A 17,095-nucleotide genomic window follows, 5' to 3' on the forward strand; every position below is an offset into this window, starting at 1 on the left:
TTGGACCATGCCCGCGCTGCAGAGCACCCGTCAAGCGAGCCAGGCCCCGTGGTTCGACAGTGAACCGGCGGAGGCCCTGCGCGTGCTCGAACGGCAGCTGCTGCTGCCGCAGCTGTCGCTGCTGCCGACCCGGCCCTGGTTGTGGATCGCCCCCAGCGCCGCCTGGCTGGCGGATGCGCAGCTGGGCGGTCGGGGCCTGCGCCTGCATCGCCAGGGCAGTGGTTACGCCGGCGATACCCGCTGTGCCCTGCCGTTGCCGCTGCCCAACGAGAGCGTCAACGCCATCGTGCTGCAGCATGTGACCGTCGGCGATGCCGACCATCTGCTGGACGAATGCGAGCGCGTGCTGATGCCCGGCGGCCATCTGTGGCTGACCAGCCTCAACCCGTTCAGCCCGTTCCGCACGCGCTGGCGCCAGCACGGGCTGGTGGTGCGCACGCCGCAGCGGATCCGCCAGCTGCTTGAGCGCCATGGGCTGGAATGCGAGGACATGCGTTACCTGGGGCCGATGTGGCAGGGTGCCGGCAGCCGCCGTCGCGGCGGATGGGCCCCCCTGCGCGCGGCCTGCCTGTTCCACGCTGAAAAACGCACGCTGGCCCTGCCCGGGCCGACCCCGTTGCCCGTGCGTTGGCACGGCACCGTTGCTACCTGATCTGGAGTTGTATTGAAAACCATCGAAATCCACACCGACGGTTCCTGCCTCGGCAATCCCGGCCCCGGTGGCTGGGCGGCGCTGTTGCGCTACAAGGGGCACGAGCGCGAACTGAGCGGTGGCGAAGCGCATACCACCAACAATCGGATGGAGCTGATGGCGGCCATTTCCGGGCTGGAGTCGTTGACCGAGCCCTGTGAGATCGTCCTCTATACCGATTCGCAGTACGTACGGCAGGGCCTGACCCAGTGGCTGCCGGGCTGGATCCGCAAGAACTGGAAGACCGCCGGCGGTGACCCGGTGAAGAACCGTGAACTGTGGGAGCGCCTGCAGGCCGCCACGCTGCGGCACCAGATCGACTGGCGCTGGGTGAAAGGCCATTCCGGCGACCCGGACAATGAACGTGTGGATACCCTGGCCCGCAACGCCGCGATCCAGATCCGCGACGGCAGCCCGGTAAACTGAGCCGATGCGTCAGATCATCCTTGATACCGAAACCACCGGCCTGGAGTGGAAGAAGGGCAACCGCGTCGTCGAAATCGGCTGCGTCGAGTTGTTCAAGCGCCGCCCGACCGGCAATACCTATCACCAGTACCTGAAGCCGGACTGCGAATTCGAACAGGGTGCGCAGGAAGTGACCGGCCTGACCCTGGAATTCCTCGCCGACAAGCCGGAGTTCGCGCAGGTCGTGGAGGAGTTCCTGGCCTTCATCGATGGCGCCGAGCTGATCATCCACAACGCCGCGTTCGACCTGGGCTTTCTCGACAATGAGCTTTCCCTGTTGGGAGAGCAGTACGGGAAGATCACCGACCGCTGCACGGTGATCGATACCCTGGCGCTGGCGCGCGAGCGCTTCCCGGGCCAGCGCAACTCGCTCGACGCCCTGTGCAAGCGGCTGGGCGTGGACAACTCGCACCGCGCCCTGCATGGCGGTCTGCTGGATGCGCAGATCCTGGGGGATGTGTACATCGCGTTGACCTCGGGCCAGGAGGAGATCGGCTTCGGGCTGGGCGATGACGATGCCGGTGGCGCTGCGGCGTTGCAGGCGTTCGATGCGTCCAAGCTGCTGCCGCGGCCGCGCGTGGTGGCCACGCCGTCGGAGCAGGAAGCGCATGCGGCGCGTCTGGAACGGCTGCGCAAGAAGGCCGGCCACGCGTTGTGGGACGGCCCGAAGTTGGAAGAGGCCGCGAGCGCGTAGGCGCAGCGGTGGCGTGCGAAATGCAGCCACGCATGGCGTGGTGATGCGTGTGAAATGCAGCCACGCATGGCGTGGCTCTACTGTAGATCCACGCCATGCGTGGATGGCGTGGATCAGTGGCAGCGCACCAGGATCACGGTGATGTTGTCCGAGCCGCCGCCGTCGAGGGCGGAGGCGACCAGGCTGTCCACGCATTCCTGCGCGCTGGCGTCGTCGAAGGCGAGGGTGCGGGCGATGCCGCGGTCATCCACTTCCTCGGTCAGGCCATCACTGCACAGCAGCAACTGCATGCCCGGGCGCAGCTCGCCGCTGGTGGTCGCCACGTTCAGGTGTGCCGGGTCGGTGACGCCCAGTGCCTGGGTGACCACGTTCCGGTGGGGATGGGCGCGCGCCTGCTCGGCGGTCAGGTTGCCCTGCGCGACCAGTTCCTGCACCACGCTGTGGTCCTGGCTGAGCTGGGCAAGCTGGCCATCGCGCCACAGATAGGCGCGGCTGTCGCCGACCCAGGCCACTTCGTAACGGTTGCCCTGCACCCGTGCAGCGACCACGGTGGTGCCCATCGGCAGGCTGTCGTTGCGCCGGCGCGAGGCGCGGATGATCTCTTCGTCGGCCGTGCGGATCGCCTGCGCCAACGGCGCGCCACGGCGGATCTCACGGACGATGGTCTCGCGCGCCAGTGCGCTGGCCACTTCGCCGCAGGCGTGCCCGCCCATGCCGTCGGCTACCAGCCACAGGGCCAGCTCGCCGTCACCGTAATAGGTGTCCTCATTGAGCTCGCGGCGCAGGCCGGGGTGGGTGAGATGTCCGAATTCGATCATGGTGGGTGCTGGGCGAGGGGGTAATGCCGGGGAGAACGGCATCATCACGGCCAAGCGGACATCCGGCAAGCCATGCAGTCAGGAAAATTTCACTTCATTGGGCGCAATGACTTGTCGTCAGCCGCGCTTCCTCGTATGATGCGCGTCCCCGGTTCGCCGGGGAACATCTGGAGAGGTGGCAGAGCGGTTGAATGTACCTGACTCGAAATCAGGCAGGCGTTTATAGCGCCTCGGGGGTTCGAATCCCCCCCTCTCCGCCAGATTAAAAAAGAAGGGCTGCCGAAAGGCAGCCCTTCTTTTTTAATCTGGCGCGGGGATGCGACGACGCTTAGCGCGTCGCCCCAAACGTTGCGATGCAACGTTCGGGCCCCTCCCTTTGCCGACCTTCCCCCGGATGCTTGAGTAGATCCACGCCATGCGTGGATGCTGTTCGCGTGCCGCGGGTTACCATGTGTGCATCATTTGCTGGAGCGTTCCCCATGACCGCTGAAATCCTCGTCCCCGTTTCATTCGGCGAGCTGCTGGACAAGATCTCGATCCTGCAGATCAAGTCCGAGCGCATCAGTGACGAAGGCAAGCTGGCCAACGTACGCAAGGAGCTGTCCGCGCTGGAAACCACGTGGATGGCGCACCCGGCGGCAGTGAAGGACATCGCCAAGCTGCGCGCCAAGCTGAAGGCGGTCAACGAGCAGCTGTGGGAGATCGAGGACGACATCCGCCTGAAGGACAAGGCGCAGGCGTTCGATCAGGGGTTCATCGACCTGGCGCGCAGCGTGTACCTGCGCAACGACGAACGCGCACGCATCAAGAAGGCGATCAACCTGGCGCTGGGTTCGGCGTACGTGGAAGAGAAGTCCTACCAGGATTACACGCAGCGCGCGTAATCCCGGGCGGCCCGACGCAGTAGATCCACGCCATGCGTGGCTGGATCTCCCGGGTTGCGGGACGGTGCGGACCAAGGTCCGCACCCAGTAGACAGCGCTCAGCTGCCCGGCGTGCCACTCACCCCAGATGGTCGGCGACGTAACGCTCGAACGCGGCAATGCCGTCCTCGACGGTGATCAGTTCCATCACATCGTCGAATTCGATCTTGGTGCCCCACTTGAGGTCGGCTGCCTGCTTGCCCAGATACTTGCGCGCCGCGTCGTCGTAGCGGTCCGCGCAGTAGCGGCGGTCCGAATACGGGCCGCTGCGGTTCGGGTTGCTGGCCGCATGCAGGCCCAGCACCTTGGTACCCATTGCGTTGGCAATGTGCATCGGGCCAGAGTCCGGAGTCATCACCAGATTGGCGCGGGCCAGCAGGGCCGGCAACTGCTTGAGCGTGTCCTTGCCGACCAGGTCCAGTGCCGGAACATCCAGCTGGGCCTGGATGGCGTCGGCCATGCTGCGCTCCAGTTCGCTGCGGCCGCCGCACAGTACGATCCGCCAACCGCGCGTGACGGCATGGTTGGCGACCTCGGCATAGCGGTCGGCGTACCAGTTGCGGCGCACGTGGCTGGAGCAGGGCGAGATCATCAGCACCGGCCGGCCATCGTCCTGCCATTGCGCAGCGGCCCAGTCATAGGCTGCCTGCGGCACGGCCAGGTCCCAGCTGACATCAGTCTGGCGCAGGCCCAGCGGCTCGCAGAAGCTGCCGATGGCATCGAGCACATGGATGCCCGGGCGATCAGGGATGCGTTCGTTGATGAAGAGGCCGTGCAGATCCTTGGAGCGGCTGCGGTCGTACCCGATGCGGCGCTCGGCAGGAATGAAGGCGGACAGCACGTTGGCGCGGAACGCCACCTGCATCTGCAGCAGGGCCTCGAAACGCCCGGGTGGCAACTGCTTGCGCAGCTCCTTCACTCCGGCCATGCCGGTCTTCTTGTCGTAGGCGTGGAAGGTGACGCCCGGCAGGCCATCGAGCAGCTTCTGCCCGACCTTGTCGATGATCCAGTGGATCGGCGTGTCCGGGCGCGCGGCCTGCAGGGTGCGCACCAGCGGCACTACGTGGGTCACATCGCCAAGAGCGGACAGGCGCAGAAGACACAAGGAGGAGGACGCTGATGCCATGTGTTGTTAGACTCAAAGGAATGGTCGCATTCGACGCCAATGAAGCGCTGACGCCATGCCGCGAGGGTCGCGGCATCGGGGCCATTCTGTTCGACCGCGAGCGGCTGCGGCAAGCCGACATCGGTCTGTTCTCGCCACAGCACTGGGCCGGCAAGGCCCGGCCGGTGGGTGAGGGCGGCCGTGGCAGCGCCTGGTTCGTGGATGCGCCGTTCGGCGCCAGCGTACTGCGGCACTACCTGCGCGGGGGGCTGGCGGCCCGGATCAGCCACGACCAGTACATCTGGCGGGGGGCGGACCGGACCCGCAGCTTTGCCGAATTCCGGCTGATGCGCGCGTTGCGCGAGAAGAAGCTGCCGGTGCCCAGGCCGATTGCCGCCTTCTACATGCGTGAAGGCCTGCGCTACCGCGCCGCGATCCTGATGGAACGGATCGAAGGGGTGCGCTCGCTGGCCGACCGCGCACTGGTGGCCGGGCGCGGGGCACCGTGGGAGGAAACCGGGCGGATGATCGCGCGCTTCCACCGTGCCGGGCTGGACCATGCCGATCTCAATGCGCACAACATCCTGTTCGATGGCAACGGGCATGGCTGGCTGATCGACTTCGATCGCGGGGTGATCCGCATCCCGGCCACGGCCTGGCGCGAGCGCAATCTCAAGCGCCTGCTGCGCTCGCTGGTCAAGCTGCGCGGTGAGCGCAGCGTGGAAGACGTGGAAAAAGACTACGCGCGCCTGCGTCGCGCCTATGACATGGCCTGGAACCGGGGCACCTGATGGACTGGTCGTTGCGTTTCCTCGGCGTCGGCAATGCGTCGGCGGTCGAGCTGGGTTCGCCGATGTCGGTGATCGAGCGCGATGGCCGGCCGTGGCTGACCATCGACTGCGGCGGCGAAGGCCTGACTGCCTTCAAGGCCCATTACGGGCATATGCCGCAGGCGCTGTTCGTTACCCATGTGCACCTGGATCACGTGGCCGGTTTCGAACGGCTGTTCGTGGATACCTTCTTCAGCGCGCAGCGGCGCGGCAAGGTGCGCCTGTACGTGCCGGCCACGGTGGTGCCGCTGCTGCACAAGCGCATCGGCGATTACCCGAACGTGCTGGCCGAGGGCGGCGCCAACTTCTGGGATGCCTTCCAGCTGATCGTGGTGGGCGATGCGTTCTGGCACGAGGGTGTGCGGCTGGAGGTGTTCCCCGTGCGGCACCACTGGCCGGAGACGGCCTATGGCCTGCGCCTGCAGGGCGCGCTGACCTGGAGCGGCGACACCAGGCCGATTCCGGAAATGCTGGCGCGCTATGCCAGTGACAACGAACTGATCGCCCACGACTGCGGGTTGCACGGCAATCCTTCGCATACCGGGGTAGATGATCTGGAGCGCGAGTACAGCGCCGAGCTGCAGGCACGGATGATGCTGTACCACTACGCCAGCGTGGCCGATGGCCAGGCCCTGGCCGCGCGCGGGCACCGGGTGGCACAGCCGGGCCAGTGCGTTGTGCTGGCCGCGCCGACCGCCCCGCACGTGCTGGCGCAGGATCCGCCGTGAGCAGCGCTGGCGCCGCCGCTTCACCGGCGCTGGCCGCCGAACTGGAGGGGATGGAACGCGCACTGCATTGCCCGCAGGTGCGCGCAGACCATGAGCGTCTGGCGGCATTGCTGGATGAGGATTTCAATGAGATCGGCAGCTCCGGCCAGTGCTACGGCCGTGAAGCCGCGCTGGAAGAGATCCCGCTGGAGCGTGCGCAGGTGGTGATCGAGTCGGACCAGTACGCCGTGTGGATGCTGGCAGAGGGCTTGGCCCAGGTGCGTTACCGCAGTCGCTATCACGTCGATGACCAACCGCAGCGGTGGGTGCTGCGCAGCTCGCTGTGGCGTCAGCATTCAACGGGCTGGCGGTTGGTGTTCCATCAGGGTACGCCGGAGGCGCGGTAGCGCCGGGGCATGCCCGGCGAAGGCCGCCAACCAAGGCTGGCATCTACCGGAGCGGGGCTTCGCCGAAAAGGCGGTGGCCCCGCCGGCTGACCTCGGCGCCCGCGTCGATCGATACCGTTGCTGCCTTCCGGCCCTGGCGGAGTTTTCGACCTAGCGTCGCGAGGGGCCGACGGGGCCACCATAGAGACGTTGGCCGCCCGGAGGCGGCCGATTCACGGATCAGGGGAAGCAGCGCGTTGTGCGCCGGAGACCACAGCCGGACTGCACATCGGCTTACCGATGGCAGACGCGCATTCTAGCGCAGGCAGGTGCGTTGATGCCAGCTTCATGCACTGAATCCGATGTAACCCTGTGCTCCCAGCATCGGTCGGTGGCTGCCGCCGTTGCTAGAATCCGGTCCCAGGAGGAACGACCTCCCCCACATCGGGATTCAATGACCAGGACGGCCTGGCCCTACCAAAGGAGGGCTGTCATGGCCTGGATCTATCTGTTGTTTGCCGGCCTGCTGGAAATCGTCTGGGCCGTGTCGATGAAGCAGTCTGAAGGCTTCACCAAACTCACCCCCACCGTCATCACCATCGTCGGCATGATCGCCAGCTTCTGGCTGCTGGCCGTCGCCATGCGCAGCCTGCCGCTGGGCACCGCCTATACGATCTGGACCGGTATCGGCGCGGTCGGTGCCTTCGTGGTCGGCATCGTGTTCCTGGGCGAGCAGGTCAGCCCGATGCGGATTGGCGCGGCGGTACTGATCGTCGCCGGCCTGGTGCTGATGAAACTCTCCAGCAGCTGAGGCCGGTTACGAATGCGGCGGGAATATGGATATTCCCGTTCTGCAGAAACAAGAGAATATGCATTTTCGGCAAAGTCGTGACGACTGCCGTGATTATTTGACGGCCATCATGAAAATAATGTGCCGGATTCACGTGGTGCTGGCGGTGACGGCCGCACAGTGCGCCCATTCGTCAAGCGAAACCGGGGAGTTTTCGCGCTGACGGACAGGCAGGCGCGCGCAGTTCCTGCAGCGCTTGCACGTGAAAGTGTGACTGTTTTTCAAGGTTGATACCGAAGGTCTTGTTCCCGGGTGGAGCAGGGCAGGACGACATCACCTCCAAAAAACCTGCCTGCTGTGCCACCGGTCATTTCATGGAGATTTACCGATGAACCGCATTTACCGTCTGGTCTTCAACCGTGCCCTGGGTGTGATGCAGGTGGCCTCGGAAATCACCGAGAATCCGACGGGAGGCGGTAAATCGGCAGGACGACACCTGCCGGGCCTGAAGGCGCATCGGCTGGCGCTGGCATTGACCGCTACATTGGCCAGTGGGTCGGCGTTTGCAGCCTGCACCACGGCCGGTGCGGTGATTACCTGCGATGGCGCGACGGACCAGAACAATCTTTCCAGTACCGCCAATGGCGTGACCCTGAACATCGCCACCGGCGCGGTGCTGAGCGTGCCGCCGGTGCTGGGGGGCACTGCGGTGACGCTGTCCGGCAACGGCATCACGGTGAACAACCAGGGCACGATCGATCCCACCATCAACGGCGGCTTGAGCCTTGCGGCGGCAGGCATGGTGCTGGGCAACAACACTGCCGGTGGCAATACCATCAACGTCAACAACCAGGCGGGCGGCAGCATCAAGGGCCTGGTCAACATCGGTTCGATTCTTGGGTTTGGTGGACAGGCACTGGTCACGCAGAACGCTGCCGGTGGTGTCACCAACATCACCAATGACGGCACCGTGGACATGTCCATCCTCGGGGCGGGGCTGTTCACCACTGCCGACGCCGCTGCCATCGTCAGCTACGGCGGTGCGCAGACCAACCTCACCAACAGCGGCAGCATCACCGGCCGCATAGGTCTGGGCGGATCAACAGCGGGCAACCATGTGATCAACGCCGGCAGCATCACCGGCAGCGTGCACCTGGGCAACTCCACGACGACGGGAAACACGTTCACCGCCGTGTCCGGTTCAAGCGTCAACCGCGGCGTGCTGGCAACGGGCATTGCGGGCGTTTTGGGCACCGTAGGCGTGAATCTGGCCGCTGCCGGCATTGTCGATGGCGGTACCGGTGCCAGTGATCGCCTGCTGCTTCAGAACAGCGCTTCGGGGCCGGGCGCGGGTACCGGCGGGACGGTGACCAACCTCGTTTGGGGCAATTACACTGGATTCGAGAACCTGACCGTCAACAGTGGTACCTGGAATCTGCAAGGTGCCTGGACCGGAACCAGTGCCACGATCAACGATGGCTTGGTCAACTTCAACAACGCGGCGTCATTCGGTACCGGTACCTTCAACGTCAACGGCGGCGCCATCGCGGCATCGGCGGGTGGGCTCACGCTTGCAAATTCCTTTGCGCTCAACACTGGCAGACTGACGTTGGGCGGCACCAACCCCTTCAGCTTGAGTGGTGTGCTGTCCGGTGCTGGCGGCCTGACCGTGACCAACACCGGTGTGGTCACGCTGGGCGGCGCGAACCTGTTCGGTGGTGGCGTCAACCTCAATGCTGGCGGCTTGCTGCTGGGCAACGCAGGTGCGCTGGGCAGCGGCAACCTGACGGTAGGTGGTGCCGCGTCGCTGGATACCAGCGGGGCCTTCAATCTCGCCAACAACATCGTCGTCAACGGTGGTGGCAGTCTGAATCTGGTCGGCACCAATGCGTTGACGTTGAACGGTGCGCTGTCCGGTGCAGGCAATCTGGTGAAGAACGGCGCCGGCACACTCACCCTGGGCGGTGCAAACACGCTTACCGGCAATGTCTCGATCGCGGGCGGCGCGTTGGCGCTCGGTGCAGGTGGCAGCCTGTCACCGACCGCTGCGATCTCGCTCACGGCAGGCACGTCGCTGGACCTCACTGCCGCAGCCAACCAGACCGTCGGCTCGCTGTCCGGGCTTGGTGGAACGGTCAGCCTGGGCACTCGCACACTTACTCTAGGCGGTCTCGGCAATACCTCCTTCGCCGGCAACTTCACTGGCACTACCGGTGGCCTGGTCAAGGTCGGTACCGGAGTGCAGACACTGTCCGGCAGCAACAGCTTGACCGGTGGTTTTGCCCTGAATGGCGGCGGCCTGCTGCTCGGCAACAACGGTGCATTGGGAACGGGTGTGCTGAGCGTGGGCGGCGAGGTCACGCTGGATGGCACCACCGCAGCGCTCACCCTGGCCAACGACATCACGCTCGGTGCCGGCGGTTCGCTCGCGCTGCAGGGCGGCCAGCCCGTGGTGTTGAACGGGGTGATCTCCGGCGTCGGCAACATTGGCAAGAACGGCGCATCTCTGCTCACGTTGAACGGCACCAACACGTTCAGTGGCGGCCTCGTCGTCAACGGTGGCGGCCTGTTGCTGGGCAACAGCAGTGCGCTCGGTACCGGCCTGCTGGACATCAACAACGCTGCGACGCTGGATACCTCTTCAGCCCTGACCCTGGGCAATGACGTGATCATCGGCGCGGCAGGTTCGTTGAACGTGCTGGGTGGCAACGCGCTGACACTGGGCGGTGCGATTTCCGGTGGTGGCGGCCTGATAAAGAGCGGGGCTTCGACACTGACGCTCAACGGCGCCAATACCTTCACCGGTGGTTTGAACGTTGCTGCCGGCACGGTGGCGCTGGGCAGTGGTGGCAGCCTCGCCGCGACCGGCGCGGTCAGCCTGTCGGGGGTAGGGGCGGCGCTGGATCTTTCCCTGGGTGGTAGCCAGACCATCGGTGCACTGTCCGGCGTGGCAGGTTCCACCGTGGCATTGGGCGGCAATACGCTCACCTTTGGTAGTGCGGCCGACCAGGTCTTCGCCGGTGTGATCAGTGGCGTCGGCGGAGGCCTGGTAAAGAACGGAAGTGGCGTACAGACGTTGACCGGCGCAAACACCTTCACCGGCGGCGTCGCGCTCAATGCTGGCGGTCTGCTGCTGGGCAACAGCGGTGCACTGGGCACCGGCGCGCTCAGCGTCAACGGTGCCGCGACGTTGGACGGCAGCTCTGCGCTGACCCTGGGCAACGCGGTCAACCTCGGTGCCGCGCTGACCCTGGGCGGCAGCAACAACATCACCCTGACCGGCGACATCTCCGGCGTCGGCAGCCTGACCAAGAACGGCGCCTCGCTGTTGACCTTGAACGGCACCAATGGCTTCAGCGGTGGCCTCAACCTCAATGCCGGCAGCGTGCTGCTGGGCAGCAGTGCGGCGGCCGGCACCGGCGCGCTGAACATCGGCGGCAACGTGTCGCTGGACGCGGCGGTTGCGCTGAACCTGAGCAACAACGTGGCCTTGGGTACTGGTGCGATTCTTACGCTCCCCGGCAGCCAGAACATCACGCTGGGCGGCGTGGTGTCCGGTGACGGTGGCCTGACGAAGAGCGGCGCCACGGTGTTGACGCTCAACGGTGCCAATACCTTCGGTGGCGGCCTGAACCTGGCGGGCGGCGGCCTGTTGCTGGGCAACAGTGGAGCGCTGGGAACCGGTGCGCTGAACGTTGCTGCGAACGCCAGCCTGGATAACAGCATTGCGCTTGACCTGACCAATGCGGTCAACCTTGGCGCCGGCTCGGCACTGACGCTGATCGGCAGTAACGCACTCACGCTCGATGGCGTGATTTCCGGCACCGGCAGTCTGGTCAAGAACGGCGCTGGTACGTTGACCCTCGGCAACGCCAACGGCTTCAGTGGCGGCCTGGCGTTGAATGGCGGCAACCTGCAGTTGGGCAACGCCGGCGCTCTGGGAACGGGTGCGCTCAACGTCGGCGGCAATGCAACGCTGGATACTGCCGCCGCCTATACCGTGGGCAACGCGATCAACCTGGCCTCGGGCACGACGCTTGCCCTGCAGGGCAGCAATGCGCTGACGCTCGGCGGTGTGGTGTCCGGCAATGGTGCACTGGTCAAGAACGGTGCAGCCACACTGACGCTGGCCAATGCGAACACCTACGTCGGCAGCACCACGATCAATGCCGGAACCCTGGCGCTTGGCGCAGGCGGCAGCCTGGCTGTCGGGGGGGACGTCACCCTCGGCGGCGCTGGCGCGGGCTTTGATATATCGGCGGCAACCGGCAACCAGACCATCGGCGCGCTGAATGGCGTGGTCGGTTCGACGGTCGCGCTGGGAGGAAACTCGCTGACCTTTGGTACGGCAGCCGATGCGGTGTTCGATGGCGTGATCAGCGGAGGCGGTGGCCTGGTCAAGGTGGGCGCGGGCCTGCAGACGCTGTCCGCTGCCAACACCTTCGGCGGCGGCGTCAGCCTCAATGCCGGTGGCCTGCTGCTCGGCAATGATGCGGCACTGGGCAGTGGTGCGCTGACCGTGGGTGGCGCGGCCACCCTCGACACCAGCCTGGCGGCAACACTGGTCAACAACATCGCCCTCAATGCCGGCCTGACCGTGCTGGGCAGCAACGCGCTGACGCTCAACGGGGTGATCTCCGGCACCGGCAGCCTGACCAAGAATGGTGCTGCCACGCTGACCTTGAACGGCGTGAACACCTATACCGGCGGCACCAACGTCAACGCCGGCACGCTGGCCCTGGGAGCAGGTGCAAGTCTGGCCGCCAGCGGCATCGTCAACCTGGCAACCGGCGCTACGCTGGATCTCTCTGCGGGCAACGGTGCCCAGACCTTCGGCACCCTGACCGGTAGTGGCACGGTCAACCTGGGCGCAAACTCGATCACTGTCGGCGGACCGACCAACGGTGTCTTCAGCGGATCCATCGCCGGCACCGGCGGCCTGATCAAGGAGGGGACCGGTACTGAAACGCTGACCGGTACCAACACCTTCACCGGTGGCACCCTGATCAATGCGGGAACGCTGGCGATCGGTGCCGGTGGCAGCCTGGCGGCAACCGGTGCAGTCACGCTTTCCGCGCCGGGCACCGGCTTCGACATCTCCGCTGCTGGCAACCAGACCACCGGCGCGCTCAACGGCGTCGCTGGCAGCACCGTGGCGCTGGGTGGAAATACGCTGACCTTCGGCGGCGTTGGCAACGGGACCTTCGATGGCGTGATCGGTGGGACCGGCGGGCTGGTCAAGAACGGTACGGGCATCCAGACGTTGGGCGGCGCCAACGTCTTCGGTGGCGGGGTGGCACTCAACGGTGGCGGCCTGGTGGTGGGCAACAATGCCGCGCTGGGTACCGGCGCGCTGACCGTGGGCGCCAACGCATCGCTGGACAGCAGCATCGCTGCGAACCTCGGCAACGACATCGGCCTGCTGGCCGGTGCCACGCTCAACCTGCTTGGCAGCAATGCATTGACGCTGGGCGGGGCGGTCACCGGCGATGGTGGCCTGATCAAGAACGGCGCGGCGACGGTCACCCTGACCGGCAGCAACACCTTCACCGGCGGCACGGTCATCAACAGCGGCACGCTGGCGATCGGGGCGGGCGGCAGCCTGTCGCCGACCGGCGCGGTGAACCTGGCCGGTACCGGCACCTTCGACATCTCCGCCGGCGGCAACCAGAGCGTCGGTTCGCTGGCGGGCGTGGCCGGCAGCACGGTGTCGTTGGGGGGCAACAGCCTGACGCTGGGCGGTACCACCGACGCGACCTTCAACGGTGCCCTGACCGGCAGCGGTGGGCTGGTCAAGAATGGCAGCGGCGTGCAGACCCTCAACGGTGCCAGCACGTTCGGTGGCGGCGTCACTCTCAATGCGGGTGGCCTGGTGGTGGGCAACAACGCTGCGCTGGGAACCGGCACGTTGACGGTGGGGGGCGCTTCCACGCTTGATTCCAGCGGTGCGGTGACCTTGGCCAACAACATGGTGCTCAACGCCGGCCTGACCGTGCTTGGCAGCAACGATCTCACCCTCAACGGCAATCTGTCGGGGGCCGGCAGCTTGACCAAGGACGGCGTTGCTACCCTCACGTTGAACGGCACCAACACCTATACCGGCGGCACCTACATCAACGCGGGCACGCTCGCGCTCGGTGCCGGTGCCAGCCTCAGCGCAGGCGGTATCGTCAATCTGGCCACGGGTGCCACCTTCGATCTTTCGGCCGGCAGCGGCACGCAGGTATTCGGCACGCTGATCGGCAATGGCACGGTCAATCTCGGCGCGAACACGTTGACCATCGGCGATGCCACCAATGGTGTGTTCAGTGGTTCGATCGGCGGCACCGGTGGACTGATCAAGGAGGGCACCGGTACCGAAACATTGACCGGCACCAACACCTTCACGGGCGGCACCACCATCAACGCCGGCACGCTGGCGATCGGCGCCGGTGGCAGCCTGGCCGCTACCGGCGCAGTGAACCTGGCCAACGCCGGTACCGGTTTTGACATCTCCAGCGGTGGCAACCAGGCCATCGGTACATTGTCCGGCGTCGCCGGCAGCACGATCAGCCTTGGCGGCAACACACTGACCACCAACGCAGCGGGGAACAGCACCTTTGCCGGCGACATCAGTGGCGCCGGTGGCCTGGTCAAGAACGGTGCCGGCGTGCTCGGCCTGACCGGCAGCAACACCTTCGGTGGCGGAGTGGCGCTCAATGCCGGTGGTCTGTCGCTGGGCAGCAGTGGTGCCCTGGGCACCGGCACGCTGACCGTAGGCGGTGACGCCACGCTGGACGGCAGTGTGCCGCTGACCCTGGCCAACAACGTGCAGCTGGCAAGCGGCACGTTGACCCTGCTGGGGGGCACGCCGCTGACGCTGGACGGTGACATCGCCGGCAGTGGCAGCCTGCTCAAGGATGGTGCGGCGACGGTGACCCTGGGCGGTGCCAGCAGCTACACCGGCACCACGACGATCAACAGCGGCACCCTGGCGGTCGCCGCCGGTGGCAGCCTGTCCTCGGCCAGCACGGTGAACCTGGCCGGCGCCGGAACGCTGGACATCAGTGCGGCCGGCAACCAGGCCATTGGTGGCCTGGCCGGTGTTGCCAGCGGCAACGTGGTGCTCGGCGGTTCCACCCTGACCACCGGCGGCAGCAATGCCAGCACCACCTTCGGTGGCACCATCGGTGGCAGCGGTGGCCTGGTGCAGACCGGCACCGGCACGTTGACCCTGACCGGCAACAACACCTACACCGGTGGAACCACCATCAACGGTGGCAGCACCTTGCAGATCGGCAATGGCGGCGCGACCGGTGCGATCGTCGGCGACGTGACCAACAACGGCGCACTGGTGGTCAACCTGTCGGGCAACACGACACTCGGTGGCACCGTCAGCGGCAGCGGTGGCCTGACCCAGGCCGGCAGCGGCACGCTGACGCTGACCGGCAACAATACCTATACCGGCGGCACCACCATCAATACCGGTGGCACCCTGCAGGTGGGCAATGGTGGTGCAACGGGGTCGATCATCGGCGACGTCGGCAACAACGGCAGCCTGGTGTTCAACGTGGGTGGCAACACTACGCTCGCGGGCGTGGTCAGCGGCAGCGGCGGGCTGACCCAGGCCGGTGCCGGTACGCTGACCCTGACCGGCAACAACACCTATATCGGTGGTACCACCATCAACACCGGCGGTACGTTGCAGGTGGGCAATGGTGGCGCCACGGGTGCGATCACCGGCAACGTCAGCAACAACGGCAGCCTGGTGTTCAACGTCGGCGGCAATACCACGCTTGGTGGCGTGGTCAGTGGCAGCGGCGGGTTGACCCAGGCCGGCAGCGGCACGCTGGTCCTTACCGGCAACAACACCTATACCGGTGGCACCACGATCAACACCGGCGGTACCGTGCAGATCGGCAACGGCGGCGCCAGCGGCGCGGTCACCGGCAACATCACCAACAACGGTGGCCTGGTGGTCAACACCGGCAGCACCACCACGCTGGTTGGCAGCATCAGTGGCGCGGGCAGCATCGTGCAGGCCGGCCCTGGCCTGCTCAACCTGGGCGGCGACAGTGGCGGATTCACCGGTACCGGTCAGGTCACCGGTGGTGGCCTGAATGTCACCGGCACCGTCGGTGGCCAATGGACCATCGGCAGCGGCACCACGTTGTCGGGTACCGGCACCATCGGCGGCAGCGCTGGCGGCGTCACCGTGAGCAGCGGCGGTGTGCTGTCGCCGGGCAACGGCCCGGGCAATGGCAGCAGTGGCGGCAACGGTACGGGCGCGATCACCGTGGGCGGCAACCTGACCCTGGCACCGGGCAGCACGCTGTCGGTCGACCTGGGCGCTACCGGCAGTGACGTGGTGCAGGTGGGCGGCAGCGCGAACATCGGTGGTGCATCGGTGGTGGTCAATGCCATCGACCCGAACACCAGCTACCAGCAGGGCCAGCAGTACACGATCATCAACGCAGGCGGCGGCGTCAGCGGGCAGTTCGTGCCCCCCACCACCACCTCGGCGTTCCTCTCACTGAGCCCGGTCTACACAGCGAATGCCGCGCAGCTGAAGATCGATGTGAAGCAGACAGCGGCCTTCGTCACGGCTGCGCAGACCCGCAACCAGCTGGGCGTGGCATCGGCGCTGGACAGCCTGCCGCAGACCGGCGCGGCGCTGGGCCTGTACAACACGCTGCTGGCCTACGACACCGCCACCGCGCGCAACGCGTTCAACCAGCTCTCCGGTGAAGTGCATGCAGCCAGCCGTGCAGTGCTGCTGTACGACAACTACCTGGAAGAGGGCATCCGCCAGCGTCTTGGCAACGAGTTGCCGACGGTGCGTGGCGAGCGTGCTTCGGCATGGCTGGCGGGTAGCGGCAAGGTGTTCAAGCAGGACGGCGATGGCAACGGTGACGAGATCCGTGCCAACCGCAATGCACTGATGGCCGGCGTCGATTGGAAGCTCGGCGAGCATGTGGTGCTGGGTGCGGCGGCGGGCAGCGAGCGGCTGGACACGCGGCTGTACGATCGCCAGTCGCGTGCACGCCTGCGTGGCAACACCTATGGACTGTATGCGCAGGGCGAGTGGAACAACGGATTTGCGGTCGGTGGCAGTGTGTCGCGCGGCGATTACCGCACGCGCACCACGCGTGAAGTGCCGCTGCTGGCACAGACGCTGCACAGCCGCCAGGATTCGGATGTCACCATCGCCCAGATCGAAGGCAGCTGGACCTGGACCCATGGCAGGACGCAACTGCAACCGTATGTGCAGTTCACCAAGCACTGGGTGGACAGCGATCGCGCGGTGGAGCAGGGCGGTAGCGCGGCGCTGGTGCTGGAGGGCGGCAAGGACACGCTCAATGTCAGCACCGTCGGCGTACGTGGCCGCTGGGATGTGGGCAGCGGCGAGCGCTATCCGGCACAGCTGACGGTCGGGCTGGGCTGGCAGCATGCGTCCGGTGACACCGACGTGGCCAGCCGGCAGAGCTTCGCCGTCGGTGGCACTGCGTTCGATGCCTACAGTGCCGTGATGGCGCGCAACGCACTGGTCAGCCAGGTCGGTGTGGCCGTCGGCCTGGGACGCAGCAGCCAGCTGTCGCTGTTCGTGCAGGGCCAGCATGGCGACGGTCGCAACGATATTGGTGGCCAGTTGAACCTGCGCGTCGGGTTCTGAGCCAGCGCGTGTCTTCGACGGATCCACGCCATGC

General features: G+C 66.2%; 12 protein-coding genes, 1 tRNA gene and 1 other RNA gene. 11 read left to right on the forward strand and 3 right to left on the reverse strand.

The features are described 5' to 3' along the window. The first annotated feature begins 7 nt into the window (after nt 1-7). The 3 genes from M2299_RS14675 to dnaQ are packed head-to-tail and all read left to right on the forward strand — an operon-like array spanning nt 8 to nt 1,850. Nucleotides 8-652, forward strand: coding sequence for a methyltransferase domain-containing protein (locus M2299_RS14675; RefSeq protein ID WP_025878154.1), 645 nt, complete (start codon nt 8-10; stop codon nt 650-652). A 12-nt stretch (nt 653-664) separates the two neighbouring features. Beyond that, the gene (gene rnhA / locus M2299_RS14680; protein ID WP_025878155.1) at nt 665-1,117 is read left to right on the forward strand and encodes a ribonuclease HI; all 453 of its coding nucleotides are present in this window, start codon (nt 665-667) and stop codon (nt 1,115-1,117) included. Between the two features lie 4 nt (nt 1,118-1,121). Further along, nucleotides 1,122-1,850 carry a DNA polymerase III subunit epsilon gene (dnaQ, locus tag M2299_RS14685; protein ID WP_099841986.1) on the forward strand — a complete coding sequence of 243 codons (729 nt, stop codon included), beginning with the start codon at nt 1,122-1,124 and terminating at the stop codon, nt 1,848-1,850. 113 nt (nt 1,851-1,963) lie between these two features. Here the strand turns inward: dnaQ and M2299_RS14690 are convergent, their stop codons facing one another. Then, on the reverse strand, nt 1,964-2,668 hold the full coding sequence (locus M2299_RS14690; protein ID WP_025878157.1) for a protein phosphatase 2C domain-containing protein: 705 nt from the start codon (nt 2,666-2,668) through the stop codon (nt 1,964-1,966). Nucleotides 2,669-2,837: 169 nt separating this feature from the next. On the opposite strand from M2299_RS14690, the gene M2299_RS14695 reads away from it, so the two are divergent. Both M2299_RS14695 and M2299_RS14700 read left to right on the forward strand, forming a co-directional pair. Continuing rightward, nucleotides 2,838-2,928: transfer RNA gene (locus M2299_RS14695), tRNA-Ser, on the forward strand. Between the two features lie 219 nt (nt 2,929-3,147). Continuing rightward, on the forward strand, nt 3,148-3,552 hold the full coding sequence (locus M2299_RS14700; RefSeq protein ID WP_280884577.1) for a DUF6165 family protein: 405 nt from the start codon (nt 3,148-3,150) through the stop codon (nt 3,550-3,552). A gap of 118 nt (nt 3,553-3,670) precedes the next feature. Here the strand turns inward: M2299_RS14700 and M2299_RS14705 are convergent, their stop codons facing one another. Continuing rightward, entirely contained in the window at nt 3,671-4,717 is a 1,047-nt protein-coding gene (locus tag M2299_RS14705) for a glycosyltransferase family 9 protein (RefSeq protein ID WP_088101167.1), read from the reverse strand. 20 nt (nt 4,718-4,737) lie between these two features. Between M2299_RS14705 and M2299_RS14710 the strand changes: the two genes are divergently transcribed. Genes M2299_RS14710 through M2299_RS14720 form a run of 3 tightly spaced genes read left to right on the forward strand, consistent with a single transcriptional unit; the run spans nt 4,738 to nt 6,640 of the window. Then, complete coding sequence (locus M2299_RS14710) at nt 4,738-5,487, forward strand: 3-deoxy-D-manno-octulosonic acid kinase (protein WP_033830466.1); 750 nt, start codon at nt 4,738-4,740, stop codon at nt 5,485-5,487. Beyond that, nucleotides 5,487-6,254, forward strand: coding sequence for an MBL fold metallo-hydrolase (locus M2299_RS14715; protein WP_025878163.1), 768 nt, complete (start codon nt 5,487-5,489; stop codon nt 6,252-6,254). Before M2299_RS14710 ends, M2299_RS14715 begins: the two co-directional genes overlap by 1 nt. Beyond that, nucleotides 6,251-6,640, forward strand: a complete 390-nt coding sequence (locus M2299_RS14720) for a nuclear transport factor 2 family protein (protein WP_280884578.1) — start codon at nt 6,251-6,253, stop codon at nt 6,638-6,640. The genes M2299_RS14715 and M2299_RS14720 overlap by 4 nt, the downstream gene beginning before the upstream one ends. A gap of 76 nt (nt 6,641-6,716) precedes the next feature. Here the strand turns inward: M2299_RS14720 and ffs are convergent. Beyond that, nucleotides 6,717-6,813: signal recognition particle sRNA small type (gene ffs / locus M2299_RS14725), an RNA gene on the reverse strand. A 299-nt stretch (nt 6,814-7,112) separates the two neighbouring features. Between ffs and sugE the strand changes: the two genes are divergently transcribed. The 3 genes from sugE (at nt 7,113) to M2299_RS14740 (ending at nt 17,061) form a co-directional block, all read left to right on the forward strand. Then, complete coding sequence (gene sugE / locus M2299_RS14730) at nt 7,113-7,430, forward strand: quaternary ammonium compound efflux SMR transporter SugE (protein ID WP_032977375.1); 318 nt, start codon at nt 7,113-7,115, stop codon at nt 7,428-7,430. A 25-nt stretch (nt 7,431-7,455) separates the two neighbouring features. Next, nucleotides 7,456-7,632 (forward strand): hypothetical protein, encoded by a 177-nt coding sequence (locus M2299_RS14735; protein WP_280884579.1) that lies wholly within the window; start codon nt 7,456-7,458, stop codon nt 7,630-7,632. Nucleotides 7,633-7,797: 165 nt separating this feature from the next. Further along, nucleotides 7,798-17,061 (forward strand): autotransporter-associated beta strand repeat-containing protein, encoded by a 9,264-nt coding sequence (locus M2299_RS14740; protein WP_280884580.1) that lies wholly within the window; start codon nt 7,798-7,800, stop codon nt 17,059-17,061. Nucleotides 17,062-17,095 lie beyond the last annotated feature (34 nt).

The organism is Stenotrophomonas sp. 1278, assembly GCF_029892765.1.
Classification (GTDB): Bacteria; Pseudomonadota; Gammaproteobacteria; order Xanthomonadales; family Xanthomonadaceae; genus Stenotrophomonas; species Stenotrophomonas indicatrix.

What these genes read in the sequence shown, in the direction of transcription:
- M2299_RS14675 (WP_025878154.1), top strand. Translation starts at nt 8, where the DNA reads ATGCCCGCGCTGCAGAGCACCCGTCAAGCGAGCCAGGCCCCGTGGTTC.
- dnaQ (WP_099841986.1), top strand. Translation starts at nt 1,122, where the DNA reads ATGCGTCAGATCATCCTTGATACCGAAACCACCGGCCTGGAGTGGAAG.
- M2299_RS14690 (WP_025878157.1), bottom strand. Translation starts at nt 2,668, where the DNA reads ATGATCGAATTCGGACATCTCACCCACCCCGGCCTGCGCCGCGAGCTC.
- M2299_RS14700 (WP_280884577.1), top strand. Translation starts at nt 3,148, where the DNA reads ATGACCGCTGAAATCCTCGTCCCCGTTTCATTCGGCGAGCTGCTGGAC.
- M2299_RS14705 (WP_088101167.1), bottom strand. Translation starts at nt 4,717, where the DNA reads ATGGCATCAGCGTCCTCCTCCTTGTGTCTTCTGCGCCTGTCCGCTCTT.
- M2299_RS14710 (WP_033830466.1), top strand. Translation starts at nt 4,738, where the DNA reads ATGGTCGCATTCGACGCCAATGAAGCGCTGACGCCATGCCGCGAGGGT.
- M2299_RS14715 (WP_025878163.1), top strand. Translation starts at nt 5,487, where the DNA reads ATGGACTGGTCGTTGCGTTTCCTCGGCGTCGGCAATGCGTCGGCGGTC.
- sugE (WP_032977375.1), top strand. Translation starts at nt 7,113, where the DNA reads ATGGCCTGGATCTATCTGTTGTTTGCCGGCCTGCTGGAAATCGTCTGG.
- M2299_RS14735 (WP_280884579.1), top strand. Translation starts at nt 7,456, where the DNA reads ATGGATATTCCCGTTCTGCAGAAACAAGAGAATATGCATTTTCGGCAA.
- M2299_RS14740 (WP_280884580.1), top strand. Translation starts at nt 7,798, where the DNA reads ATGAACCGCATTTACCGTCTGGTCTTCAACCGTGCCCTGGGTGTGATG.